This is a genomic window from Bradyrhizobium sp. TM102 (genome assembly GCF_009176685.1).
In the GTDB taxonomy this organism is placed as follows: Bacteria; Pseudomonadota; Alphaproteobacteria; order Rhizobiales; family Xanthobacteraceae; genus Bradyrhizobium; species Bradyrhizobium ottawaense.
On record NZ_AP021855.1, the window covers coordinates 3,719,484 to 3,744,620 of the forward strand.

A 25,137-nucleotide genomic window follows, 5' to 3' on the forward strand; every position below is an offset into this window, starting at 1 on the left:
TAAGAAGGGTTTTGCCATGATTTCACTCGCCGACCTCCAGCGCCGCATCGAAGCGGGGGAGCTTTCGCCCGAGGCCGCCATCGCCCAGTCGCATGCGGCGATAGAGGCCAGGGAGAAGGACGTTCGCGCCTTCGTCCGCCACGACAAATCCGCGAAGGCGCAAAGCGCCGGCCCGCTGCGCGGTATCGCCGTCGGCATCAAGGACATCATCGACACCGCCAATATGCCGACCGAGATGGGCTCGGAAATCTATCGCGGCTGGCAGCCGCGCGCCGATGCGCCTGTTGTCATGATGCTGAAGCGGGCAGGCGCCACCATCATCGGCAAGACCACCACGACCGCGTTCGCCTCGCGCGATCCGACCCCGACGCTCAATCCGCATAATTTCGGCCACTCGCCGGGCGGCTCGTCGGCGGGTTCCGCGGCGGCCGTCGGTGCCGGCATGATCCCGCTGGCTCTGGGCACCCAGACTGGCGGCTCGGTGATCCGGCCCGCGGCCTATTGCGGGACTGCCGCGATCAAGCCGTCGTTCCGGATGCTGCCGACGGTCGGCGTGAAATGCTATTCATGGGCGCTCGACACGGTCGGCCTGTTCGGCGCCCGCGCTGAGGATCTCGCGTGCGGATTGCTCGCGATGACCGGCCGCAGCGAATTTTCCGGCATCGTCCCGGCGAAGGCGCCGCGCATCGGCGTGGTCAGGCAGGAGTTCGCCGGCGCCGTGGAGCCGGCGGCCGAAGAGGGCCTGTTGGCCGCGGTGAAGGCGGCGGAGCGCGCCGGTGCCAGCGTGCAGACGATCGATCTGCCCGAGGCGGTGCAGGAGGCCTGGCGCATCCATCCCATCGTCCAGGACTTCGAGGCGCATCGCGCGCTGGCCTGGGAGTTTTCGGAGCGTCACGACGAGATCGCGCCGATGCTGCGGGCAAGCCTCGATGCCACCGCCCATCTGACGCCGAAGGACTATGACGAGGCGCGCCGGATCAGCCGTCGCGGCCGCCGCGAGCTCGGCGAATTGTTCGAGGGCGTCGACGTGCTCCTGACCTATTCGGCGCCCGGCACGGCTCCGGCCAAGGAGCTCGCGACGACAGGCGACCCCCGCTACAACCGGCTCTGGACGCTGATGGGCAATCCTTGCGTCAACGTTCCCGTGCTGAAGGCGGGTGGCCTGCCGATCGGCGTGCAGGTGATCGCACGCTTCGGCAACGACGCGCGCGCGCTGGCAACGGCGTGGTTCCTCGAGGATGCGCTGGCGAAATCAGGCTAGCGCGGGCTCGTTGCTCGCGATGTGCTGATCGGATGCAGGTGAAGCTGCACTGACGGCGGTGCCTTGCCCGAGCCAGCGCTCGGCGGCTGCGCGACCGTTCCGGTGCAGCAGGCGAATGAAGCCGCGGCCGAGATCGGTGGACGAACGTTGGGCCAGACCGTCAACGGAATCTTCCGCCGCGATCCTGGTGAGGCGCAGCGACGGCGCGGCATGAGCCTGCGCCCATTCGATCGCCGCGATCTCGGCATTGAGGGCGGCGTTGGCCGCGATCTGGTCCAGCCGGCGATCGATCGCGGCGAGCGTGATCGGCACGTAGCTGTCGCGCGCCGGCGTGACCTGGACGAGCAGGACGTCGGACGTCGTCGTGTCCTGCGTCAGCCGCAGCAAGGGTGGATTGCCGCCTAAGCCGCCGTCCCAATAGGCTTCGCCCTCGATCTCGACGGCGCAGTGAACCAAGGGCGGACAAGTCGAGGCCAGCGCGACGTCGGCGGTGATGGCATCGTTGCGGAAGATCTGCTGCTGCCCGTCGCGGATCCGTGTCGCCGCGATCAGGAGCTTCGGGCAGTCCGGATTGAGTAGCGCGGCGAAATCGATGTCGCGCGATAGCGCCTGCCGCAGCGGATCGAGATCGAAAGGATCAAACTGGCCGGAGCGCAGCGTCGGACCGAACGCGACCGAGCTTCCCGCCGGCGAAAAGCCGCCGACCAGCATCAGCGAGCGGAACGAGGCCTCGTGCATCAGGCGGATCCAGAACCGGCTCAGCCGGCTACGTGCAGCTTCGCGGCCGCCCTCGGCAAGGCCGGAGGCGAGCAGGAGCGCATTGATAGCGCCGGCACTGGCGCCGCTGATGGTGTCGATCTCGATCGGCTCTTCCAGCAGCCGCTCCAGCACGCCCCAGGTGAAGGCGGCAAAGGTGCCACCGCCCTGCAGCGCCAGCGAGAGCTTTCTCGGCGGCCATTGGCCGGCGGGTAGCTGCGCGGGCGCAACGGGCGCGGTCGCGGTCACTACCTCGGCCGTCACTGGCGCTCGCGCGATCGGATCAGGCTGCGGCGCTGGCGGCAAGACGGGAGGAGGCGCGGGAGGCGGCGAGGGCGCATCGGACCAAATGTCGGTGGTCGAGAGCAGCCGGCTTGCCGCGGTGCGCAACGCACCTCGCGAACCAACCCCGTCATGCGCGCCGACCATCTTCTCGCTCATTCTGAGCAACCGCGTAACGCCATCTCGACTGTCAGGATGACAGGCATGGAACACATTCGCTACTGCCTGCCGCGAAAGCGCCGGCAGTTGCGAACAGGATTTGACATATAACGCAGAGAGGGGGCTTCGGTATCCGTAGATGCCCCGGCTTTAGACGCGGACCTCGAAGCGACTACGCCTTCTCGCCGATCCGGCTTTCTTTGCCAGCTTGCAATCGCTTGATGTTCTCGCGATGCGCGTAGAACAAGAGCAGCGTCAGCACCGCGAACAAGGCTGCGAGCGCAAGGTGCCCGAACCACCACAGGAACATCGGCGTGACGAACGCCGCCACCAGCGCGGAGAGCGAGGAGTAGCGGGTGGTGAAGGCGGTCGCCAGCCAGATCAGGCAGAACACGACGGCGCCGGGCCAGAACAGTCCGAGCAGGATGCCGATATAGACGGCCACGCCCTTGCCGCCCTTGAACTTGAGCCAGACCGGGAAGAGGTGGCCGAGGAAGGCACCGAGCCCGGCCACCATGGCGGCATTGGGTCCTGCGATGTAGCCGGCGATCACCACGGCCACGGTGCCCTTGAGCGCGTCGAACAGCAGGGTGCCCGCGGCGAGGCTCTTGCGTCCCGTGCGCAGCACATTGGTGGCGCCGATGCTGCCGGAGCCGATCGAGCGGATATCCTGGGTGCCGGCGAGCCTGGTCAGGACCAGCCCGAACGGGATCGAGCCGAGGAGGTAGCCGATGACGAAGGCCACCGGCAGAAATGCTTCAAGCCCCATGGCGGCAGCTCCAAAGGCTGTATTTCACGTCAGACATGCTCGTAGACCGTGCGTCCGCCGACAATGGTGCGCACCACGCGGCCTGTAAAGCGGGCCTCGTCGAACGGGGTGTTCTTGCAGGGCGATTTGAGATCGGCGGGATCGACCACCCAGGGCACATCGGGGTCGATCACGATGACGTCGGCCGGGCTGCCTGCGCGCAGGGTTCCGCCCGGTAGCCCCAGGATTTCGGCCGGCCGGGTCGACATCGCCCGGATCAGCGTCTTCAGTTCCAGCTCGCCATTGTGCACGAGGCGGAGGCCAGCGGGCAGCATGGTTTCGAGACCAACGGCGCCGGGAGCGGCTTCGGCGAACGGCAGGCGCTTGACCTCGACGTCCTGCGGATTGTGGTCGGACATGATGACGTCGAGCAGGCCGGAGGCGATTGCGGCCACCAGCGCGCGGCGGTCGTCCTCGGTTCGCAGCGGCGGCGACAGTTTCAGGAAGGAACGGTAGGGGCCGATGTCGTTCTCGTTCAGCGCAAGATGGTTGATCGAGACCGAGGCGCTGACGGCGAGCCCGTCGTCGCGGGCGCGCTGGAGGATCTCGAGCGAGTCGATGCAGGTCAGCGAGGCCGCGTGATAGCGGCCGCCGGTCAACGCCACGAGGCGCATGTCGCGTTCCAGGATCACGGCCTCGGCGGCATTCGGGATGCCCATCAGGCCGAGCCGCGAGGCGAACTCGCCCTCGTTCATCACGCCTTCGCCGACGAGATCGGGGTCTTCGGTGTAGTGGACGATCAGCGCGTCGAAATCGCGCGCGTAGGTCAGCGCGCGCCGCATCACCTGCGCATTGGTCACGCTTCTGACGCCGTCGCTGAAGGCGATCGCGCCCGCGGCCTTGAGCAGACCGAACTCGGTCATCTCATCGCCGTGCATGCCCTTGGTGAGCGCTGCCATCGGCTGGATGTTGACGATCGCGGTGTCGCGGGCGCGGCGCATCACGAAGTCGACGGTCGCCGAATTATCGATCACCGGAGAGGTGTCGGGCTGGCAGATGATGGTGGTGATGCCGCCGGTCGCGGCCGCCTGGCTCGCTGTGGCAAAGGTCTCGCGATGGCTGAAGCCGGGCTCGCCGACGAAGGCGCGCATGTCGATCAGGCCGGGCGCGACGATCTTGCCGGAGCAGTTGACGATGTCGGTGCCTTCGGGGACGCCGGCCGCGCCGATGCCGCGGCGGGTCTCGCGGATGGCGCCGTCGGCGATGAGAACGTCGCCGACACCGTCGAAATCCCGGGAGGGGTCGACGACGCGGGCGTTGGCGAGCAGGATGGGGCGGCGATCGGTCAGCATCGGCATCACGCGTTCGGCAGGTTGCGGGCGAGCGCTTCCAGCACCGCCATGCGGACGGCGACACCCATCTCCACCTGTTCGCGGATCAGGGATTGCGCGCCGTCGGCCACGATCGAGTCGATCTCGACGCCGCGGTTCATGGGGCCCGGATGCATCACCAGTGCGTCGGGCTTGGCGTAGGCGAGCTTCTTCTGGTCGAGCCCGAAATAGTTGAAGTACTCGCTGGATGACGGCACGAAGGAGCCGTTCATACGCTCGCGCTGGAGCCGGAGCATCATGACGATGTCGGCGCCGTTGAGCCCCTCTCGCATGTCGCGCGCGACCTCGACGCCCATCCGCTCGATGCCCGGCGGCAGCAGCGTGGTCGGGCCGACGACGCGGACGCGGGCGCCCATCGTGTTGAGCAGGATGATGTTGGAGCGGGCGACGCGCGAATGCAGCACGTCGCCGCAGATCGCGACCACGAGCCCTTCGATCCGGCCCTTGTTGCGGCGGATGGTGAGCGCGTCGAGCAGGGCCTGGGTCGGATGCTCATGGGCGCCGTCGCCGGCATTGATCACGGAACCGTCAACCTTGCGCGCCAGCAGTTCCACCGCGCCGGAGGCGTGATGGCGCATCACCAGGATGTCCGGGTGCATCGCGTTCAGCGTCATCGCGGTGTCGATCAGCGTCTCGCCCTTCTTCATGGACGAGGAGGACACCGACATGTTCATGACGTCGGCGCCCAGGCGCTTGCCGGCGAGCTCGAACGAGGATTGGGTCCGGGTGGAGGCCTCGAAGAAGAGGTTCACCTGCGTCCGTCCCCGCAGGACGGTGCGCTTCTTGTCAACCTGGCGGTTGAGCTCGACATATTCTTCGGACAGGTCGAGGAGGCCGGTGATGTCGGCCGCGGAAAGGCCCTCAATGCCCAGCAAATGCCGGTGGCCGAGGACGAAGGTCGATTTCGATGTCATTAAAACGAGAGCTATAGGCGCGGATGCATGAGGGGGCAAGGGCCAATGCCGGGGCGGGGAGTTATCCCCTGAGGAGTCTGGTACACGGTCATTCCGGCATGGCGCGCAAGCGCCAGACCCGGAATTTCGAGATTCCGGGTTCGATGCTTCGCATCGCGCCGGAATGACAGGGAAGTTTAGATGCGCTCCATCAAATCGATTTTGATCGTACTTTTAACAATCGCCTCCATCTCATCCGCGTTGGCCCAATCGCTCCCCGGCGGCTTCGTCTATCTGCGCGAGATCGATCCCGGCATCATCCAGGACATCCGCTACGCCACCTCGAACAATTTCGTCGGCCGGCCGCTCGCCGGCTACAATGCCGGTGAATGCGTGGTGAAGCGCGAAGTCGGGCTGCGGCTGAAGGCGGTACAAGAAAGGCTCGCGGCGCAAAACCTCTCGCTGAAGATGTTCGACTGCTACCGGCCGGCCCGGGCCTCGCTCGACATGGTCAAGTGGTCGCAGAACGGCCATGAGACGGCCGCCGAGCGGCGCTACAATCCCAAGATCCCCAAGACCGAGCTGTTCCGCCTCGGCTACATCGCGAGCCGCTCGCAGCATTCGACGGGTGCCGCGCTCGATCTCACCTTGGTCGATCTCAAAGCCGACAACGCCGCCAAATATGATGCGGCAAAGACCTATGCCGACTGCACGGCGCCGGTCGAAGCGCGCGCGCCGGAAGGCAGCGTCGACATGGGCACCGGCTACGACTGCACCGACACGAGGGGCCATACTGCGGCACCGTCGATCACACCGGAGCAGCGCGCCTGGCGCAAGCGGCTGGTGGCTGCGATGGCCAGGCAAGGCTTTGTGAACTATTCGAAGGAGTGGTGGCATTTTTCCCTGCCGGGGGCAGGCGGGGCAGCCTATGATTTCCCGATTCAGCCGCGCCGGAACTAAAGTCCGAGCCGAGGAAACCTGATGACCCAGCCGAGCTTCGCGACCCACGAGGTCTTCAACCAGTCGCCGCCGTTCGAGGATATCGACCTGTTCGCCGTGGATCGGCCGCTGGTCGATGCGGTGAAGGTCAATGGCGGCGCGGCGGCGGAACGCGAGCTGTCGGAGTTCGGCAGGCAGTGGGGCTCGGCCGCGATGGCCGATCGCGGGCGCGTCGCGAACGAGAGCACGCCGAAGCTGCGCACCTTCGACGCAAAAGGCAATCGCCGCGACCAGGTCGAGTTTCACCCGGCCTATCATGAGCTGATGGCACACAGCGCTCATGCCGGCGTCCACAATTCGACCTGGACCGCGAACGGCAAGCCTGCGGGCGATGCCGCCGAAGTCATTCGTGCCGCAAAATTCTACATGGCCGCACAAGTCGAGACCGGCCACCTCTGTCCTGTTACGATGACGCGCGCCTCGGTCGGTGCGCTGGCAATGCAGCCGGACCTGCTCGGCAGGGTGATGCCGGTGCTGTCGACCCGGAGCTACGACCCGAGCTTTGCGCCGTGGTGGCAGAAGCGCGGCATGACTCTCGGCATGGGCATGACCGAGAAGCAGGGCGGCACCGACGTGCGTGCCAACATGACGCGTGCGGTGCGCGACGGCGAGGCCTATCGCATCACCGGCCACAAATGGTTCATGTCGGCGCCGATGTGCGATGCGTTCCTGGTGCTGGCGCAGGCCGAGCAGGGTCTGACCTGTTTCTTCATGCCGCGCTTTGCGCCGGATGGTTCGGTGAATGCGATCCAGTTCCAGCGGCTGAAGGACAAGCTCGGCAATCGCTCCAATGCCTCGTCCGAAGTCGAGTTCGTCGGTGCCTACGCCGAACGGGTCGGCGAGGAGGGCAAGGGCATCCGCACCATCATCCAGATGGTGCAGCTGACGCGGCAGGATTGCGCGATCGCCTCCGTCGGCCTGATGCGCTCGGGACTTGCGCATGCGCTGCATCACGCCCGTCACCGCAGCGTGTTCCAGAAACATCTGGCCGATCAGCCGCTGATGCAGGCCGTGCTGTCGGACATGGCGCTGCATGTCGAGGCGAGCACAGCCCTGGTCATGCGGCTCTGCCGCGCCTTCGACCGCACGCCGCACGATGCGGCGGAGGCCGCCTATATGCGGCTGCTGACCCCCGCAATCAAATACTGGACCTGCAAGAGTGCGTCGCCGTTCCTCTATGAGGCCATGGAATGCCTCGGCGGCAACGGCTATGTCGAGGACGGCATTCTGGCGCGGCACTACCGGGAATCGCCGGTCAACGCGATCTGGGAGGGCTCCGGCAACGTGATGTGCCTCGACGTGCTCCGGGCGCTCTCGCGCGAGCCGGAGGCGGCGACGGCTGTGCTGCAATCGCTTGCGGCCAAGACGAAGGGCTTGCCCGGAGCAGGCGAAGCGATTGCGTTCATCGGTCAGACCTTCCGCCGCGCCGATGGCGAGCGCGTCGCGCGGCTTGCGGTCGAGAAGCTGGCACTGCTTGCCGCCGCTGCGGCGCTCAACGGCGTGTCGCCGCGCCACGCCGAACTGTTTGCCGCCACGCGCCTCGCAGCGACCCACGCCAGCATGTATGGCGCGGTCGAGCTGGAGAGCGGCGAGATGCGCGCGCTGCTGGAGCGGGCGCTGCCGTGAGTCTTCCCAACGAAAGCCTCCTGATGGATTCCCTCAATCCCGACCATCCGCCGTTGACCGTGACGCCAGCGACGCCGCGCCTCTGGATGTTCTGGGGCACCGCGCTGTGGGGCCTCTTCGTCTTCGTGGCGATGTTCGTCGGGCAGATCGGCGCCGTTGTCCTGCTGGTGGTGCAGCGTGGTCTTCCCATGGACTTCGCCTCGCTCCAGGCGGTCGGCCAGGATCCGCAGGCGCTCGCGCTGTCGGTCATCATGGGCCTGCCGGCGACGCTCCTGGCGGTGTGGCTCGCCATTGCCATCAAGAAAGCCTCCTTCGTCGACTATCTCGCGCTGCACTGGCCGTCCTGGAAGCAACTGCTGTTCGGTGCGGTCGGCCTCATCCTGCTGGTGCTGGTCTGGGAGACGATGTCGCGCGCGCTCGGCCGCGAGGCGACGCCGGGCTTCATGACCGATCTTTTGAAATCGGGCCGCGACAAGGGCGCGGCGCTGTTGCTGCTGTTCGCCTTCAGCATGGCTGCGCCGATGTCGGAGGAGATCCTGGCGCGCGGCTTCCTCTATCGCGGCTGGTCGGCGAGCTTCTTGGGCGTGCCGGGCGCGATCCTGCTGTCGTCGCTGGTCTGGACGGTCGTGCACCTGCAATACGACATGTACTTCCTCGCCGAGGTCTTCACCATCGGCCTGTGGTTCGGCTACATGCGCTATCGCGCGAATTCGCTCTGGCTCACCATCGTGCTGCACGCGCTGAACAATCTCACCGCGGTGGTGCTGACGATGTGGCTAGGGAGCTAGGCCGCCAGCGCGATCGCGATCGGCATCGTGATCGCCGCCAAAATCGTCTGCAGCGTGATGATCTGCGCCAGCAGCGGGGCATCGCCGCCCATCTGGCGCGCCATCACATAGGCGCTGGACGAGGTCGGCACCGCCGCGCAGATCGCCACGATCGCGCGGCTGTCGCCCGACAGTCCGAACCAGACGGCCAGCGCCAGTGCCAGCGCAGGCATCAGCGCGAGCTTGAAGACGACGCCGATGGCCGCGGCCAGGCTTGGACGCAAGAGGCCTTCGAGATGCAGACCGGCGCCGGTGACGAGCAAGCCGATCGCGAGCGAGGAGCGGCTGAGCGCGTCCGCCACCTCGTGCCAGAGTTTTGGCAACGGCAGGTGGGTGACGTTGACGAAGAGCCCGATCGCGCAGGCCCAGATCAGGGGATTGCGGATCACCGTCATGACGATGGTCCGCGCTGACTGCTTCTCCGGCGCGGCGTAATGGGCGAGCACCACGACGCTCAACACGTTGACGAGGGGAATGATCGCGACCATCGCCACGGAGGCGAGCGCCAGCCCGACATCGCCGAACATGTTGGCGGCGACCGACAGCCCGACGAAGGTCTGCCAGCGCGTCGCGCCCTGGAAGATCGAGGTGAAGGCGGGGCCGTCGATATCGAGCCGGGCCAAGGCAGGGCGCAGCGCGAGGCAGAGCAGCGACATCGCCAGCGCCGACAGCAGCAGCGCGCCGCCGACACCCGCGACCGGCACCTTGGAGAGGTCGGCCTTCACCAGCGTCTGGATCAGCAGCATCGGAAACAGCACGAAATAGGTCAGCCGCTCCAGCCCGTGCCACTGCGTGTCCAGCCGCATCAGGCTGCGCTTCAGCACGATGCCGAGCACGATGAGGATGAAGACCGGCAGCAGCGCCGCAATCACGACGGCCATCGGTCAGGTGGTCCCTGAACGGAGATTGGCGAGGCGGTCGAGCGCGCCTTGCAGGATGAAGATCGCGGCGTGCTCGTCGATGACCTCGGCGCGCTTGGCGCGGCTGACATCCATGCCGATCAGCTCGCGCTCGACGGCCGCGGTCGAGAGGCGCTCATCCCACAGGCCGATGGGGAGGGCGGTCAGGCCGGCGAGATTGCGGGCGAAGGCGCGGGTGGATTGCGCGCGCGGACCCTCGCTGCCGTCCATGTTGATGGGCAGGCCGAGCACGAAGCCGACCACCCTGCGCTCGGCCGCAATCGCGAGCAGCCGGGCGGCGTCCTGCTTGAACTGCTTGCGCTGGATCGTCTCGACGCCGGTCGCAAGCCGCCGGTCCGGGTCGGATACGGCAACGCCGATGGTCTTGGTGCCGAGGTCGAGCCCGACCAGCGCGCCGCGGGCGGGCCAGTGGGTTGCAGCATCGACGAGAGGCAGGATAAGAGCCGGCATGGCGTAGCGCATATCACGCGTTACGCCGCGGAGTGAACCCGGAACAATGGATGCGCTGACATTATTCGGTCTGTTCGCCGTCACGGCGATGCTGGTCAGTTACGCCCTGGAAGATCGCGGCCATTGGTTCGTGCTGTGGTTCGCCGCATCCTGCGCGCTCGGCTCGGCTTACGGCTTTCTCCAGGGCGCCTGGCCGTTCGGTCTGGTCGAAGCGGTCTGGGCCGTCGTGGCGCTGCGGCGGTGGCAGCTGAAGCCGCAGATTATCGGCGGCCGCAACATGCGCGGGAAATCGTGATGCACAAAGTGCATCGATCATTTGTGGCAAATCTCACACGGGTGACGTCGCGGGCCATGGCATGATGTCGCGTCTCCGGCAGCGCGCATCGATTGACGCTATGGTTGTGAAGCGGTAGAAATGTAGGTCTAAAGTAGTGTGGGGCACGTGCCCCGATTTCCAGAACGATCGGCAGCGACCGGCAGTCCCGCCCGTGCTGCAACCTTGGCGCAAATTTTTAATGCGCCCCGACCACGTCCCATATTCGCCCAATCATTTGAGAGGTCACGATGCTCATCAAGCCAAGCCTGATCGCGGGCTCAGAAAGGCGATTCAAACAAGCCGAGTTCTCACCCGAAGCCCTGAACCGGAAACTGGGCGACGGTCCGATCGAGATGACCGTCGAGAAGATGCGCCTGCGCCAGCGCCAGCTGCTGGCGGAGACGCAGGACGTGGAGAAGGCCGAGATCGGCCTGGAGCGGATCATCCAGGGCAATGATCTCGACAGCATCAATTATCTCGCCAAGGGGACCGCGGCCTCGCGCTCGATCTGCCGCATTCAGCTCAGGGATCCCAAGTCGAATCTGCTCGGCTACGGCTCGGGCTTTCTGATCGGGCCGGGCCTGTTGCTGACCAACCATCATGTCTTCGGCAAGCCGGCCGAGGCCGCCAATTCGATCGCCGATTTCAACTACGAGCTCGACGTCTCTGGACAGGAGCGCGTGCCGGTGCGGTTCGGCTTCGAGCCGGGCAAATTCTTCTACACCAATGACAGGCTGGATTTTTCGATCGTCGCGGTGGCGCCGACCTCGCTGTCGGGCGGGGAGGAGCTCGAGGATTGGGGATGGCTGCCGCTCAGCGGCGCGCCCGGCAAGGCAGACCCCGGCGAGTACCTCACCATCGTCCAGCATCCCAGCGGGCAGATGAAGCAGGTCTGTGTCCGCGAGAACAAGCTGCTCAAATATGTCGGCGACTTCCTCTGGTACAACACCGATACGACGGCGGGATCGTCGGGCTCGCCGGCATTCAATCGCTTCTGGCAGGTGGTCGCGCTGCATCACAGCGGCGTTCCCCGGAAGGATGCGCAGGGCCGCACCCTGACCAAGGACGGCAAGGTGTGGAAGTCGTCGATGGACGAATCCTCGATCGACTGGATCGCCAATGAAGGCATCCGGATCAGCGCGATCGTCGCCGATCTCAAAGTGGCCGTCGGCTCCCATCCCCTGATCAAGCCGGTGCTGGACGAGGAGGAGCCGCCGAACCGGCAGGAGATCGAGAAGGTCCGCGCACCGGTCGCCGCGCCCGCTTACGGCGCCAACATCTGGGTCGAGCAGTCGCTCGACGGCGCCGCGCTGGTGGTCCCGATCCGGGTGCCGTTGCCGATGTTCAGGAAGGACATTCCGTTCGCTCCGCTGGTACCCGTGCCGGGTCCGGCTGGGGGTAACGCAGGGACGCAGAACGGCGGTATGCCGAACGGTAGCAAGCCGTTGATCGCTCCGCCGGCCGGCCTCCTGCCTCGCATCAGTGCGAACGGCCTGCCCATGGAGGCCGTGCATATCGATCAGAGCACGCTGAAATCGCGTCCCGGATACAAAGCGAATTTTCTCGGCACCGGTAAATTCTCGGTGGCCCTGCCGAAGATTCCGGCCGCTCTCAAGTCCCGGATCGCGACGCTGAAGGGAAGCTCCAGGCAGTCCGAGCTGAAATACTTCAACTACAGCGTCGTCATGAACAAGGAGCGCCGGCTCGCCTTCTTCAGCTGTGTCAATATCGACGGCGGACAGCAACAGGACGTCGGCAAGCGCGAAGGCGATTCCTGGTTGCGCGATCCGCGCATCGACGACGATGCCCAGATCGGCGACGAGTTCTACCGCAAGCAGGCCACCTTCGAGGCGGACCGCAGCAAGAACCCGTTCGATCGCGGTCATCTCGTGCGCCGCCTCGATGCGACCTGGGGCGACACCGTCGCCGCGGCCAAGCAGCACGGCGACGATTCCTTCCACTTCACCAATTGCTCGCCGCAGTTCTTCTCGTTCAACCAGGGCAAGCAGCTCTGGGCGGGCCTCGAGGATTACACGCGCGACGTCCTGCTCGAAGGGGAGGAGAAGGGCATCGTCATGAACGGTCCGGTGTTCGACGGGCCGGACGCCGACGGATCCGATCTGCCCAATCCGGCCGGCCGGCCGCACAAGGATCCAAGCTTCGGCGGCGTTCAAATCCCGAAATATTTCTGGAAGATCCTGATCCGACGCAACGAGGATGACGACGCTCTCAAGGCGGCAGCATTCCTGATGAGCCAGCGAAAGCTGGTCATGGAAATCGATCGCATCCAGGAGGTGGACCTGCGCGAAAAGATGTCGGAGGAGGATGTCAGCGTCTTCCAGGTCTCGATCGCGGACCTGGCGAAATTGACCAAGCTCGACTTCGGCAATCTCGCCGACGCGGATTCGCACGAGGCGACCTCGGTCGGTCCGCGGCGGATCGAGTCCTATGAGGACATTCGACTCTAGAACAGCGCCGCCTGACGCGGCGTCACCGCGTCAGGCCGCGATGACGTCCTCGTCAGTCTTCAGGCAAGCGGCAAAACTGCAGAGCGCGCTGGTTTGATGGCCGGCGCGACGCTGGATGAACAGTGTCTCGACCCGCGCTTGCGACGGGCTCAGGGTGTGGATCGAGACGGTGCCATTCATTGCGCTACGTTCGACGACCGCGCGCGGCAGCAACGTCACGCCCATGTCGGCGGCGACGCAGCCGATCATGCCGTCGAGCGTGCCGAGCTCGAAGCGTGCGGCGGAAGGCCAGCCGAACTCGACGAAGATCTGCTCGAGCCGCTGGCGGTAGGTGCAGCCGGTGCGGAATACCAGCGCGGTCGGGCCGGACTCCGGCGTGCCGGCGCGCAGCTCGGCAAGCGAGGCCCAGCGACGCGCGCTGACCAGCACCAGCTCCTCGCGGAAGGCGCTCGTCGCAGCGAGGTCGTCATGCGCGATCGGACCTGCGACGAAGGCACCATCGAGCGCACCTTCGAGCACGCCGGCGACGAGGTCGGCGGTCGGCGCGGTACGCAAGGAAAGGCGCACGGCAGGAAAGCGGCGGTGGAAATCGGCGAGCAGCGGCGGCAGCCGCACCGCCGCGGTCGTTTCCATTGAGCCGATCGCAAGCGGTCCCTTGGGCTCGCCATCGTCGCGCGCGGCCAGCACGGCCTCGCGCGACAGCGCCGCCATCTTTTGAGCGTAGGGCAGGAGGCGCTTGCCGGCGCCGGTCAGCGTCATGCCCCGGCTGTGGCGTTCGAACAGCGGCGTGCCGATCTCCGCCTCCAGCGCCTTCACGCGCTGGGTGACGTTGGATTGCACGGTGTTCAGCTCTTCCGCGGCGCGAGTGATGCCGCCGGCGCGGGCGACTGCGGCAAAGGTGTTGAGATCGCTGAGTTCCATGGCCCGTTTCTCTTTCGAGATGGCAGCGTTCTGTAGAATTCAATTTTGAAGAATGATATTCGCGCCTAATCTTCCTGTCCAGAGCAGGAGGACTCATGCCGATTGCCACGCCGCTGACGGAGTTGCTGGGGATCAGGCATCCGATCTTGTCGGCTCCCATGGATACGATCGCCGGCAGCCGGCTGACGCGCGCTGTCAGCGAGGCCGGCGGATTCGGCATCCTGGGTGGTGGATACGGTGACCGTGTCCGACTTCAGATGGAGGCCGCAGAGCTGAAGGGCTTTGCGCCGTTCGGCATCGGCTTCATCACCTGGAGCCTGGCGAAGCAGCCCGAGCTGCTCGACATCGCGCTCGACGCTCGCCCGCAGGCCGTGATGCTGTCGTTCGGCGATCCCGCGCCATTCGCGCCGCGCATCAAGGCGTGCGGCGTGCGACTGATCTGCCAGGTGCAGAGCGAGGACATCGCCAGGCAGGCGCTCGATGCCGGCGCGGATATCCTGATCGCGCAAGGCACCGAAGCCGGCGGCCATGGCGCATCGCGCACCACCGTCGATATCGTGCCGGCGATCGTCGATCTCGCGGCCGGACGCGTGCCGGTCGTCGCGGCGGGCGGGATCGCCGACGGCCGGGGCCTTGCCGCAATGATGATGCTGGGCGCAGCCGGTGTGCTGATCGGCACCCGTTTCTATGCGAGCGCGGAGGCTAACGGGGCGCAGGAGGCCAAGGAGCGCATTCGCAGCGCTGACGGCAATGACACCGTGCGCGGCGTCATTGCCGACTGGTCGCGCAGCCTGTTCTGGCCGGCCCCGTTCACCGCGCGAACCCTGGTCAATGATCACATCAGGCGCTGGACCGGCCGCGAGATCGAGCTGATGCAGCGCGCGAGCGAGGTCGCCGTCGAGTATGCTGCGGCGAAGGCCGCGGGCGATTTCGAGGTCGCCGCGGTCTTTGCCGGCGAGGCGGTTGGCCTGATTCATGATATTCCGCCCGCAGCCGAACTCGTCGAGCGGATTGCGATTGAAGCCGAACAGCTCCTTGCCGGACGGCGCAACTCCATTGCGTCAGTCGCCTGAACCTAGAGAGAACAACCATGTGGCCTGACCGTCGACTGATCGACCTCTTCAAGACCGAATTTCCGATCGTGCTGGCGCCGATGGCCGGTGTGATGGATGCGGAGCTGGTGATCGCCGCGGCGCAAGGCGGAGCGCTGGGGTCGCTGCCGTGCGCGATGCTGTCGCCGGACAAGATACGCGAGCAGGTCAGGATCATCCGCAACGGCGTCACAGCGCCGGTCAATCTGAACTTCTTCTGCCACACGCCGGTCGAGCTCACGGCGGAGGCCGAGGCGCGCTGGAAGCAACGCCTCGCGGGCTATTACAGGGAACATGGCCTCGATCCGGCGGCGCCGGTCAATGCCGCCAACCGGGCCCCGTTCGATGCGGCGACCTGCGCGCTCGTGGAGGAGCTGAAGCCGGAGGTCGTGAGCTTCCATTTCGGGCTCCCGGAGCAGGCCTTCCTCGACCGCATCAGGGCAGCCGGGTGTCTCGTGATCGCCTCGGCGACCACCGTGAAGGAAGCCGTCTGGCTCGACCAGCGCGGTGTCGACGCGGTGATCGCGCAAGGCGCGGAGGCCGGCGGCCATCGCGGCATGTTCCTGACCGAGAAGATAAGCGAGCAGCCCGGCAATCTTGCGTTGGTGCCGCAGATTGTCGATGCCGTGAAGGTGCCGGTGATCGTGGCCGGCGGCATTGGGGACGGGCGCGGCATCGCGGCAGCTTTCGCGCTGGGCGCCTCCGGTGTGCAGATCGGAAGCGCTTACCTGCGCTGTCCTGAATCCAAAGTGACCGCGGCGGGGCGCGCGGCACTGGCGGAAGGACGCGATGATTCCACCGTCATCACCAACGTCATGACCGGGCGGCCGGCCCGCGGCGTCCAGAACAGGCTGATGCGCGAAGCCGGTCCAATCTGCCCGGATGCGCCGCCATTTCCCCATGCGGCAACGGCGCTGGTGCCGTTGAAGGCGGCGGCGGAGAAGCAGGGCCGCGCGGACTTCACCAATCTTTGGGCGGGGCAGGCGATCGCCATGGGGCGGGACCTCCCCGCCGCCGAATTGACCCGGGATCTCGCCAAATCGGCGCTGGCCCGCATGAAAGCGCTGGCTGGGTAGCTCCGGCCCCGGTTGCGGCGCAAAACCGGCCTCTGCTATACGGCACATAGGTTTTGCCGTGAGAGGCCTTATATAATGTCCGTCGACGCCGCTACCGTCCGCCGCATCGCGCATCTGGCGCGCATCGCGGTTTCCGAGGGCGAGGTTCCGCATCTGCAGGGCGAGCTCAACGCCATGCTCGCCTTCGTCGAGCAGCTCTCCGAGGTCAATGTCGAGGGCGTGGAGCCCATGACCTCGGTCACCCCGATGCAGATGAAGAAGCGGCAGGACGTGGTCGATGACGGCGAGATCGCCGACGATATCGTTGCCAACGCGCCCGCGACCGAAGGTCACTTCTTCCTGGTGCCCAAGGTCGTCGAGTAATTTTTAGGACGTGGTCCGATGTGTCTGCTTTGCGACGATGAGAAGGCCTATCAGGCCTACATGAACTATCTCGACAAGATGGAGCGGCAGGGCAAGGCTGCCGATCCCAACGTCGCCGTCAATGCCGTGCTCGACGAGATCGAGGCCGCCGCCAATGCCGCCGCCAAAAAAGACGACCCGGCCAACGACAAGACCCTGTCTCCGTTCTTCTGCAGCCCGATCAATAAATGACCGATTTGACATCGCTGACGCTCGCCGAGGCCCGCAAGGGTCTCGCCGACAAGACTTTCACGTCCCTCGAGCTGACCGACGCGCATCTGAGCGCCATCGAAGCCGCGCGGGTGCTCAACGCCTTCGTGATGGAGACGCCGGAGCAGGCGCGCGACATGGCCAGGGCCGTGGACGAGAAGATCGCCAAGGGCGATGCCGGTCCGCTCGCCGGGATCCCGCTCGGCATCAAGGATCTGTTCGCGACCAAGGGCGTGCGCACCACCGCATGCTCGAAGATCCTCGGCAATTTCGTGCCGACCTACGAGTCCACCATCACCTCGCAGCTGTGGCGCGACGGTGCGGTGATGCTCGGCAAGCTGAACAATGACGAGTTCGCGATGGGCTCGGCGAACGAGACCTCGTGCTTCGGTCCCGTCGGCAATCCCTGGCGGCGCGAGGGAAGCAACACCACGCTGGTGCCGGGTGGCTCGTCCGGCGGCTCTGCCTCGGCGGTGGCGGCGCTGCTGTGCATGGGCGCGACCGCGACCGACACCGGCGGCTCGATCCGCCAGCCGGCGGCGTTCACCGCGACCGTCGGCATCAAGCCGACCTATGGCCGCTGCTCGCGCTGGGGCATCGTCGCCTTTGCCTCCTCGCTCGACCAGGCAGGTCCCATTGCGCGCAGCGTGCGCGATTCCGCGATGCTGCTGCGCTCGATGGCCGGCCATGACCCGAAGGACACGACCTCGGTCGACATTCCCGTGCCCGATTACGAGGCGGCGATCGGCAAGTCCGTGAAGGGCATGAAGATCGGCATTCCCAAGGAGTACCGCCTCGACGGCATGCCGGCCGAGATCGAAAAACTCTGGAGCGAGGGCGCGGCGTGGCTGAAGGCGGCCGGCGCCGAACTGGTCGAGGTGTCGCTGCCGCACACCAAATACGCACTGCCGGCCTATTACATCGTGGCGCCGGCGGAAGCGTCCTCGAACCTCGCGCGCTATGACGGCGTCCGCTACGGCCTGCGCGAGCAGGCCAAGAACATCACCGAGCTCTACGAGAACACCCGCGCCGAAGGTTTTGGTGCGGAGGTCCGCCGCCGCGTCATGATCGGCACCTATGTGCTCTCGGCCGGCTATTACGACGCCTACTATTTGCGCGCCCAGAAGGTGCGCACGCTGATCAAGAAGGATTTCGAGGATTGCTTCGCCAGGGGCGTCGACGCGATCCTGACGCCGGCGACGCCGTCGGCGGCCTTCGGCATCGGCGAGAAGGGCGGCGCCGATCCGGTCGAGATGTATCTCAACGACATCTTCACGGTGACCGTGAACATGGCGGGCCTGCCCGGCATCGCGGTGCCCGCCGGCAAGGATGCGCAGGGCCTGCCGCTCGGCCTGCAGCTGATCGGCCGTCCGTTCGAGGAGGAGACGCTGTTCTCGCTCGGCGAGGTGATCGAGCAGGCGGCCGGCCGCTTCACGCCCGCGAGGTGGTGGTGAATGCCGCGGCGTTCATCGCGAGCCTCGACGGCGCGGCGCCCGCGCCACACCTGAGCGCGCCGCTCGCCGGCCTGTGGTGGGCCGCGAAGGGGGACTGGGACCGCGCCCACAAGATCGTCCAGGACGAGCAGGGTCGCGACGCAGCCTGGGTGCACGCCTACCTGCACCGCGTCGAGGGCGATCTCGGCAACGCCGGCTACTGGTACCGCCAGGCCGGCCAGCCGGCTGCAAAGGATTCATTGGAAGCGGAGTGGGAGCGGATCGCTGTCACGCTGCTCGGGAGCACGACATGAGCACGGCCACGCACAAGCTTCTCAAGGGCGCCACCGGTGACTGGGAGGTGGTCATCGGCATGGAGATCCATGCTCAGGTGACGTCGAAGTCGAAACTGTTCTCGGGCGCCTCCACCGCGTTCGGCGGCGAGCCGAACACGCACGTCTCGCTGGTCGATGCCGCGATGCCGGGCATGCTGCCCGTCATCAACGAGGAATGCGTCAGGCAGGCTGTCCGGACCGGGCTCGGTCTCAACGCGCAGATCAATCTGCGCTCGGTGTTCGACCGCAAGAACTATTTCTATCCAGACCTGCCGCAGGGCTACCAGATCAGCCAGTACAAGTCGCCGGTCGTGGGCGAGGGCGAGGTGATCGTCGATCTCGACGGCGGCCGCAGTGTCTCCATCGGCATCGAGCGGCTGCATCTGGAGCAGGATCCGGGCAAAATGCTGCACGACCGGTCGCCGTCGCTGTCCTACATCGATTTCAATCGCTGCGGCGTGGCGCTGATGGAGATTGTCTCGAAACCGGATATCCGCGACGCCGAGCAGGCCAAGGCCTATGTGACCAAGCTGCGCTCGATCATGCGCTACCTCGGCACCTGTGACGGTGACATGGAGAAGGGATCCTTGCGCGCCGACGTCAATGTGTCCGTGCGCAAGCCCGGCGCGCCGCTCGGCACCCGCTGCGAAATCAAGAACATGAACTCGATCACCTTCATCGGCCAGGCGATCGAGTATGAAGCGCGGCGCCAGATCGAGATCCTGGAGGACGGCGGTCAGATCGAGCAGGAGACGCGTCGGTTCGATCCCAACAAGGGCGAGACCCGCTCGATGCGGTCCAAGGAAGAGGCGCACGACTATCGCTACTTCCCCGATCCCGACCTGCTGCCGCTGGAGTTCAGCCAGGAATTCGTCGACGAGCTGAAGGCTGAGCTCCCCGAGCTGCCGGACCAGAAGAAGACGCGCTTCGTCGCCGATCTCGGCCTGTCGGCCTATGATGCGAGCGTGCTCGTCGCCGAGCGCGAGAGCGCGGTGTTCTACGAGACAGTGCTCGACAAGCTCGGCAACCGCGCGCGCGACGGCAAGATGGCGGCGAACTGGGTGATCAACGAGCTGTTCGGCCGTCTCAACAAGGAAGGCCGGGATATTACGGGCTCTCCGGTGGGCGCCGAGCAGCTCTCGGGGATCATCGACCTGATCGGCGAGGGCACGATCTCGGGCAAGATCGCCAAGGATCTGTTCGAGATCGTCTGGCAAGAGGGCGGCGATCCCCGCGCGCTGGTCGAAAGCCGCGGCATGAAGCAGGTCACGGATCTTTCGGCGATCGAAAAGGTTGTCGACGACATCATCGCGGCCAATCCCGACAAGGCCGCGCAGGTGAAGGACAAGCCGCAGTCGCTCGGCTGGTTCGTCGGCCAGGTGATGAAGGCCTCCGGCGGCAAGGCCAACCCGCAGAGCGTCAACGACCTGCTCAAGTCCAAGCTCGGCGTCTAGCGTCGCGCGTTCGAACGAGGTGACGGACACGCTTCGTCACCTCGCTTTCGGTTCGTGATGCGACGCTCGCGCGCATCCTCAGCGGCAAACTTCATCCCGACCAGAGGCGATGCGACGGCCGAATCGCCGTCACGCGATTCGCGCAAAAAGGCGGCTCGCACACGCTCTGGCGAGCGCTCGCGCCGTTAAGCATGAAAATAATTTCGTTGCCAAAAATCGCGACTCAGAGTCCGCGAAACGCCTTTGCAAGGTGATCTCGACCGTCACGATGCGCACCGTCGGGTCGATCGTGCGCGATGCGCGCGTGCAGGAAAATACTTGCTGCATAGAGTTTTCTGCAATCGCATCTCTCGCAGACATCGACGATGCGGGCACTCTGTGCGATCGTGCAAACGCGTCATGCAGCGTGCTTGCATCGCGCTCGCCAAGCGCACGCGCCTTGCGCCGTCAACACTTCTTTAAGCGAGACGCTGTTTTTTTCGTTGTGTTGGTGTATTCGGGATGAGTGTGCACTCGATCCCCGAATGCATGCAGCGATTAAGCCATCTCACACATCGGAGGGCAACATGGCCAAGAAAGCTAAGAAGGCAAAGAAGGCGAAGAAGGCGAAGAGCGCAGTGAAGAAGACTGCGAAGAAGACCCGCAAGGTCGCCAAGAAGAAGTAACTTCGCTTCTGAAGTTGCCGGCTCCTCGAGAGCCGGCACGTCATCAGCGCCTCCCAGAGGTTCTGGTCGACGATAGAGGGTGTCGGCGAGACATCAGGTCAACGGTCGGATCGCTCTCTTCGCGGTCCGGCAGAAGAAACAAGTTTTCTTCGTTCGGTGCGGGGCCGGTTCTCCGGTTCTGCAATTTCACGAGTGGCCTCACGGTCAAAGTGGAATCTGGTCCTGACGTGTTCGCCGACGCCCTCGTTCTCCTGAGGCCGGGGTATTGCCGGCATTCCTTTTCCCCACATTGCTGATTTGACCACAGCGTCATCGTTGCGCTGGCCGCTCCACCTTGGGCAGGCGAGGGCTGCGGCCCGATTGCGTGCTGCCGTGGCTTATCGAGCGACGTTGCAGTCTCTGGAATGCCGGGTCGTCCGCCCGCCGCATTGCTGAAGCTTCGGCATTCTAAGACGACGGGCCTCGGCGAAGCCTTGGCCGTAGCCGGGACGCCGGTGACGACAGCGAGTTGGGGACGCCGCAGGATGCGCCCACCGTACGCGATGGTTATCGATGTCCCAAAATCCCAGGGTAAACCAAATCTGACGAATCGCGGAAGTGCCTGCAAACCAGGGACTTCTAGAATTCTGTGCGCCGGCGCCGCGCGCTCGCGTTTACGTCTGCTTCATCGCGATACTTAAACTGCCATTCAAATTTGCCCGCCATCATCGCCTCCAACAAGCCGGCAAACGGCGTTGGGTAAAAAGACTAAGGGATGAGTTGAACAGTGCACGGTCCCGGGAAGGGGCATGCACATCAGAGTTGGACGGGAGCCGCGCTCGGGGGAGCAAGGCACAAGAAAAAGGGGATGCGTTATGTTTCAGGGTACTTTCGATCTGGAGACGGCAACGCCGATCGACGCGACCGCGCTGTCGGACGTGCTGTTCGAGCGGGGGATCTATTGGGCGAGCGGCCGTTCCGGGCTCGTCGATCTCGTCGCCGCACACAAATGGTTCAACCTCGCCGCCCTGAAGGGCCGCAAGGACGCCGTGACGCTGCGCCAGGAAGTCGCCGGGCAGATGTCGGATGCCGAGATCTCGGCCGCGCAGCGCGAGGCGAGGGCGTGGGTCTCCACGCACTGAACCGAGAATTGCATCCGCACCCGTGTTCGCACGGGTGGGCCTGGTTGCGCTGAATCAAGTTTCTTCGTCGTGCCGCCACATAAGACCCGTGCGGCATGAGCGAGCCCGACACTAAGAGACGATGGCTGCCGATTCAGATCGCTCCCGATGAGTGCGATCTGGAACTCGGACGTCCGCACAAGACGGGGATTCTGCCCTGGTCGTTCCCGTGCCGGCGCAGGTCCGGCGTCTGGTACAACGTCTGGGCCGGCGAGGCGGTGCTGATTTCGCCCTCGCATTGGCGGATCTGGCGGTTCCACCGGTAGGCACGGACCACACACATATAAGATGGCGCGAATCGAGCTGGAGCTCGCCGCGCCGATCCTTGCGCCAGGCTTTCGCGCGGCCTCACGAGCGCATTCAGGTGAAAGAACGCCCAGACTTTGATTGATTCTGCCGCTGGGTGGCGGAGAGGGAGGGATTCGAACCCTCGATACAGCTTGAGACCGTATGACGCTTTAGCAAAGCGTTGCCTTCAGCCACTCGGCCACCTCTCCGGTGCGAGCCTTATGCATCTAATTACTCGGGCCGGTCAATTTGGAAGCGTGTGTTTTCGCTCGAATATTCCCAGCGATTTTCGCAGCAAAGCAGTTTGCTCCCGGGGCGTGACCGTAACGTTGCGAGAATCGGGCACAGAGTTGGAGCGTCCGGCGCATCTCGAAGGATAGTTCCGCCCACGAGAACGTCTTAGCTCGCGTAAGGGACTGATTTTACTGGAAGAGTCGATTGAGCGGGGGCGGGCGGTCGAAAGTTCGATTCGTGGCATCTCCGTCAGCCGGCTCCAATAGCCCCGCTATCCACAAAGGTGCTCGTCGCGCACCTTAAAGCCACGCCTGCATCAGGCTGGGGAGGCGCGGAGCAGGTCGATGAGCTCTCCTTGAGTCTGCCTCCGATTCTACGATTCGAGTGCGTCAAAGCCCCTCCAGGCCGAGATCTCGCTTGCGGTGCCTTAAGTGCGGAACTTTGATGGCAAAAGGAATCGTCTCTAAAACATCAAAGAAAACAATTGGTTGCGAGGGCGCTCCGATCACATCTGCGTGTTATTTGTGCAACACCCGCCGGAAAACAAGCTTCATAGGCCCGTTTCAAAGCGTTCTCTTGTTGTGTGTGCAAGGACGTTCGGTAATTGTGACTGAGCGACGGAGGGGGGCATCCCGAGGTCGTCCCGTTTAGGTCATTTCGCTTAAGTCCCTCGCGTTCATGCGGGTGTGTCCGAAGACGCGAAGGAGCCCGGAGCGGTGATTTAGAGGGGGTTGGGGAATTGGCCGTCCGGTCAGTGACCTTCCCTGAAGAGCAACTTGGAGGTTTAACATGAAGTTGGTTAAGAGCCTTTTGCTCGGCTCAGCGGCGGGTCTGATCGCCGTGGGCGGAGCTCAAGCAGCCGATCTGCCCGTGAAGGCCAAGGCGGTCGAATACGTGAAGATCTGCTCGCTGTACGGCGCGGGCTTCTACTACATCCCGGGCACCGACACCTGCATCAAGCTGGGTGGTTATCTGCGCGCTGAAGTCGCGCTGAACACCAACTCCAGCTTCAGCGGTCAGCTCACGTCGAACAACGGTTCGCGCAACCGTCTGACGAACTACTACACCATGCGCGCTCGTGAAGATCTCAACATCGACACGCGCACCGCGACCGAGTACGGCGTCGTCCGTACCTTCTTCGACGGCGTGTTCTCCTGGACCACCGGCAACTACGCCGGTACGGGCAGCGCGACCGGCACGACCGCCTACAGCGGCACGCTGGCTCTCAACACCTCCGGCGCCACCCCGGCGCTCGTTGGTTCGTCGATCAACGGCACCGACGGCAACACCTCGGGCGGTTCGCTCGGCGTGTACTACGCCTTCATCCAGTTCGCTGGCTTCACCATGGGTAAGGCCGTGTCGCAGTTCGACGCGCCCTGGACCAACTATCCCGGCAACAACTTCGACAGCCTCGTCGGCGGCAGCGGCACGGTCACTGGTGTCAACCAGTTCACCTACACCGCTGACTTCGGTCAGGGCGTGACGGCGTCGTTCTCGGCGGAAGACGCGACGGCTTACTACCAGGCCGGCAACCTCAACATGACCGGCGCTTCGGCGACTGGCATGATCGGCGGTTCGTATGGCTCGAACGCCATCGGCGGTTCGCGTTCGCCGAACCTCGTCGGTATGGTTCGTGTCGACCAGGCCTGGGGTCTGTTCCAGGCGTCGGTCGCCGCGCATGACAACCACGTTGCCTACTACGGCGCCACCGAGCCGACTGGCCACCCCGACGACAAGTGGGGTTGGGCTGTTCAGCTCGCTCTGTCGATCAAGAACATCCCGACTGGTGCGGGTGACGTGATCAACATTTCGGGCGTCTACACCGACGGCGCGTCCCGTTACAACTTCCAGAACCTGTCGGGCGGCAGCTACTCGATGTTCGGCAGCTCGGGCGTTGCCTACCAGAGCGTCGGCTTCGCCATCGCTCCGGACACCGTGTTCGTGACCGGCTCGTCGCAGGAGACTGTGAAGACCTGGGGCTTCCGTGGTGCCTACACCCACAACTGGGATCCCTACTGGAACACCGCGCTCTACGGTGCCTACGCTCAGGCACAGTTCGGCTCGCTGGCCAAGACCACGCTTTGCGGCGCCGGTGGTGCTGGCGGCGTGTTCGGCGGTCTCGCCGGTGTGACGGGTTGTAATCCTGACTTCGCCATCGGCCAGGTCGGTATCATCACCCGCTGGACCCCGGTCAAGAACCTCACGTTCTCGGCTGACCTGAACTGGACCCATCTCGACCAGAAGTACTCCGGTACGGTTGGTTACGCTGGTGCCGGCACGACGGCCAAGCCGGCCGCTGTGTACGAGCTGAAGGATCAGGACACCATCACCCTGCTCCTCCGCGCTCAGCGCAACTGGTAAGTTCGGTCTAACGACCTGACAGAGAGCCCCGGCGGGAAACCGCTGGGGCTTTTCCTTTGCCGCGATGCTTGCCTTCTCGCTTGGCGCAATGGGCCAAGTTTGGCGCATCGCTCTCCATTGACGGTCTTCGTTGCGATCTGATGGAAGTCGTGGTGGGAGGGCAGGGCAATCGCACACGGCGTTTTCCGCCAACTGAGCGCGCGCCTCGTCATTCGAGACGACCGCGAAGCCTGTCATAAGGCCGCCCTTTGCGCGGCCCCGTGGCGGTCTCCTGAGGCTGAGGCCAAGCGGCATCAGTGCCCGTCAAGACTGCTGCCGCACACTCCGTCCTCATCCTGAGGGCCCGCCAACGGCGGGCGTCTCGAAGGTTAGCTACAGAGGGGGCGCTCCCAAATGCGATTGCTCCGGGGT

General features: G+C 65.0%; 23 protein-coding genes and 1 tRNA gene. 16 read left to right on the forward strand and 8 right to left on the reverse strand.

What is annotated here, in order from left to right; all coding sequences use genetic code 11:
• The first annotated feature begins 16 nt into the window (after positions 1-16).
• The gene (locus GDN70_RS17805) at positions 17-1,261 is read left to right on the forward strand and encodes an amidase (RefSeq protein WP_152102847.1); all 1,245 of its coding nucleotides are present in this window, start codon (positions 17-19) and stop codon (positions 1,259-1,261) included.
• Here GDN70_RS17805 and GDN70_RS17810 read toward each other — a convergent pair.
• From GDN70_RS17810 to GDN70_RS17825, 4 genes are all read right to left on the reverse strand, one after another.
• Positions 1,253-2,458 carry a patatin-like phospholipase family protein gene (locus tag GDN70_RS17810; protein ID WP_173015830.1) on the reverse strand — a complete coding sequence of 402 codons (1,206 nt, stop codon included), beginning with the start codon at positions 2,456-2,458 and terminating at the stop codon, positions 1,253-1,255. The two genes, GDN70_RS17805 and GDN70_RS17810, sit on opposite strands and share 9 nt — an antisense overlap.
• Positions 2,459-2,630: 172 nt before the next feature.
• Positions 2,631-3,227 carry a glycerol-3-phosphate 1-O-acyltransferase PlsY gene (plsY, locus tag GDN70_RS17815; RefSeq protein ID WP_028143933.1) on the reverse strand — a complete coding sequence of 199 codons (597 nt, stop codon included), beginning with the start codon at positions 3,225-3,227 and terminating at the stop codon, positions 2,631-2,633.
• Between the two features lie 29 nt (positions 3,228-3,256).
• Positions 3,257-4,558 carry a dihydroorotase gene (locus GDN70_RS17820; protein WP_038972458.1) on the reverse strand — a complete coding sequence of 434 codons (1,302 nt, stop codon included), beginning with the start codon at positions 4,556-4,558 and terminating at the stop codon, positions 3,257-3,259.
• Between the two features lie 5 nt (positions 4,559-4,563).
• The gene (locus tag GDN70_RS17825) at positions 4,564-5,511 is read right to left on the reverse strand and encodes an aspartate carbamoyltransferase catalytic subunit (RefSeq protein WP_018321103.1); all 948 of its coding nucleotides are present in this window, start codon (positions 5,509-5,511) and stop codon (positions 4,564-4,566) included.
• A gap of 180 nt (positions 5,512-5,691) precedes the next feature.
• Between GDN70_RS17825 and GDN70_RS17830 the strand changes: the two genes are divergently transcribed.
• Genes GDN70_RS17830 through GDN70_RS17840 form a run of 3 tightly spaced genes read left to right on the forward strand, consistent with a single transcriptional unit; the run spans position 5,692 to position 8,903 of the window.
• Positions 5,692-6,450 (forward strand): M15 family metallopeptidase, encoded by a 759-nt coding sequence (locus GDN70_RS17830; RefSeq protein ID WP_038972452.1) that lies wholly within the window; start codon positions 5,692-5,694, stop codon positions 6,448-6,450.
• A gap of 21 nt (positions 6,451-6,471) precedes the next feature.
• Positions 6,472-8,115 (forward strand): acyl-CoA dehydrogenase family protein, encoded by a 1,644-nt coding sequence (locus GDN70_RS17835; RefSeq protein WP_038972453.1) that lies wholly within the window; start codon positions 6,472-6,474, stop codon positions 8,113-8,115.
• A gap of 23 nt (positions 8,116-8,138) precedes the next feature.
• Positions 8,139-8,903 (forward strand): CPBP family intramembrane glutamic endopeptidase, encoded by a 765-nt coding sequence (locus tag GDN70_RS17840; protein WP_038972454.1) that lies wholly within the window; start codon positions 8,139-8,141, stop codon positions 8,901-8,903.
• Here GDN70_RS17840 and GDN70_RS17845 read toward each other — a convergent pair.
• On the reverse strand, positions 8,900-9,823 hold the full coding sequence (locus GDN70_RS17845; protein ID WP_038972455.1) for an AEC family transporter: 924 nt from the start codon (positions 9,821-9,823) through the stop codon (positions 8,900-8,902). The two genes, GDN70_RS17840 and GDN70_RS17845, sit on opposite strands and share 4 nt — an antisense overlap.
• Before the next feature lie 3 nt (positions 9,824-9,826).
• On the reverse strand, positions 9,827-10,312 hold the full coding sequence (gene ruvX / locus GDN70_RS17850) for a Holliday junction resolvase RuvX (RefSeq protein WP_028143927.1): 486 nt from the start codon (positions 10,310-10,312) through the stop codon (positions 9,827-9,829).
• Positions 10,313-10,358: 46 nt separating this feature from the next.
• Here ruvX and GDN70_RS17855 point away from each other — a divergent pair, with 46 nt between their 5' ends.
• The gene (locus tag GDN70_RS17855) at positions 10,359-10,607 is read left to right on the forward strand and encodes a hypothetical protein (RefSeq protein WP_038950294.1); all 249 of its coding nucleotides are present in this window, start codon (positions 10,359-10,361) and stop codon (positions 10,605-10,607) included.
• A 269-nt stretch (positions 10,608-10,876) separates the two neighbouring features.
• Positions 10,877-13,096, forward strand: coding sequence for a DNA/RNA non-specific endonuclease (locus tag GDN70_RS17860; protein WP_152102849.1), 2,220 nt, complete (start codon positions 10,877-10,879; stop codon positions 13,094-13,096).
• 30 nt (positions 13,097-13,126) lie between these two features.
• On the opposite strand, the gene GDN70_RS17865 is transcribed toward GDN70_RS17860, so the two are convergent.
• Positions 13,127-14,017, reverse strand: a complete 891-nt coding sequence (locus GDN70_RS17865; RefSeq protein ID WP_152102850.1) for a LysR family transcriptional regulator — start codon at positions 14,015-14,017, stop codon at positions 13,127-13,129.
• Positions 14,018-14,112: 95 nt separating this feature from the next.
• On the opposite strand from GDN70_RS17865, the gene GDN70_RS17870 reads away from it, so the two are divergent.
• From GDN70_RS17870 to GDN70_RS17915, 9 genes are all read left to right on the forward strand, one after another.
• On the forward strand, positions 14,113-15,090 hold the full coding sequence (locus GDN70_RS17870; RefSeq protein ID WP_038972461.1) for a nitronate monooxygenase family protein: 978 nt from the start codon (positions 14,113-14,115) through the stop codon (positions 15,088-15,090).
• A 17-nt stretch (positions 15,091-15,107) separates the two neighbouring features.
• Positions 15,108-16,184 carry a nitronate monooxygenase family protein gene (locus GDN70_RS17875; RefSeq protein WP_038972462.1) on the forward strand — a complete coding sequence of 359 codons (1,077 nt, stop codon included), beginning with the start codon at positions 15,108-15,110 and terminating at the stop codon, positions 16,182-16,184.
• Between the two features lie 75 nt (positions 16,185-16,259).
• The gene (gatC, locus tag GDN70_RS17880) at positions 16,260-16,547 is read left to right on the forward strand and encodes an Asp-tRNA(Asn)/Glu-tRNA(Gln) amidotransferase subunit GatC (protein ID WP_028143922.1); all 288 of its coding nucleotides are present in this window, start codon (positions 16,260-16,262) and stop codon (positions 16,545-16,547) included.
• A gap of 18 nt (positions 16,548-16,565) precedes the next feature.
• Positions 16,566-16,778, forward strand: a complete 213-nt coding sequence (locus tag GDN70_RS17885; protein ID WP_018321091.1) for a hypothetical protein — start codon at positions 16,566-16,568, stop codon at positions 16,776-16,778.
• Complete coding sequence (gene gatA / locus GDN70_RS17890) at positions 16,775-18,250, forward strand: Asp-tRNA(Asn)/Glu-tRNA(Gln) amidotransferase subunit GatA (protein ID WP_038950287.1); 1,476 nt, start codon at positions 16,775-16,777, stop codon at positions 18,248-18,250. The genes GDN70_RS17885 and gatA overlap by 4 nt, the downstream gene beginning before the upstream one ends.
• Complete coding sequence (locus GDN70_RS17895; RefSeq protein WP_028143920.1) at positions 18,241-18,543, forward strand: hypothetical protein; 303 nt, start codon at positions 18,241-18,243, stop codon at positions 18,541-18,543. The genes gatA and GDN70_RS17895 overlap by 10 nt, the downstream gene beginning before the upstream one ends.
• Positions 18,540-20,018, forward strand: a complete 1,479-nt coding sequence (gatB, locus tag GDN70_RS17900; RefSeq protein WP_038972463.1) for an Asp-tRNA(Asn)/Glu-tRNA(Gln) amidotransferase subunit GatB — start codon at positions 18,540-18,542, stop codon at positions 20,016-20,018. Before GDN70_RS17895 ends, gatB begins: the two co-directional genes overlap by 4 nt.
• Positions 20,019-21,537: 1,519 nt before the next feature.
• Positions 21,538-21,804: a hypothetical protein gene (locus GDN70_RS17910; protein WP_018321086.1), complete on the forward strand. Its 267-nt coding sequence runs from the start codon at positions 21,538-21,540 to the stop codon at positions 21,802-21,804.
• 95 nt (positions 21,805-21,899) lie between these two features.
• Positions 21,900-22,109, forward strand: coding sequence for a hypothetical protein (locus tag GDN70_RS17915; protein ID WP_080670245.1), 210 nt, complete (start codon positions 21,900-21,902; stop codon positions 22,107-22,109).
• A gap of 138 nt (positions 22,110-22,247) precedes the next feature.
• Here GDN70_RS17915 and GDN70_RS17920 read toward each other — a convergent pair.
• Positions 22,248-22,340 (reverse strand) — tRNA-Ser (locus GDN70_RS17920).
• A gap of 814 nt (positions 22,341-23,154) precedes the next feature.
• Between GDN70_RS17920 and GDN70_RS17925 the strand changes: the two genes are divergently transcribed.
• Entirely contained in the window at positions 23,155-24,726 is a 1,572-nt protein-coding gene (locus GDN70_RS17925; protein WP_038974922.1) for a porin, read from the forward strand.
• The last annotated feature ends 411 nt before the right edge of the window (positions 24,727-25,137 follow it).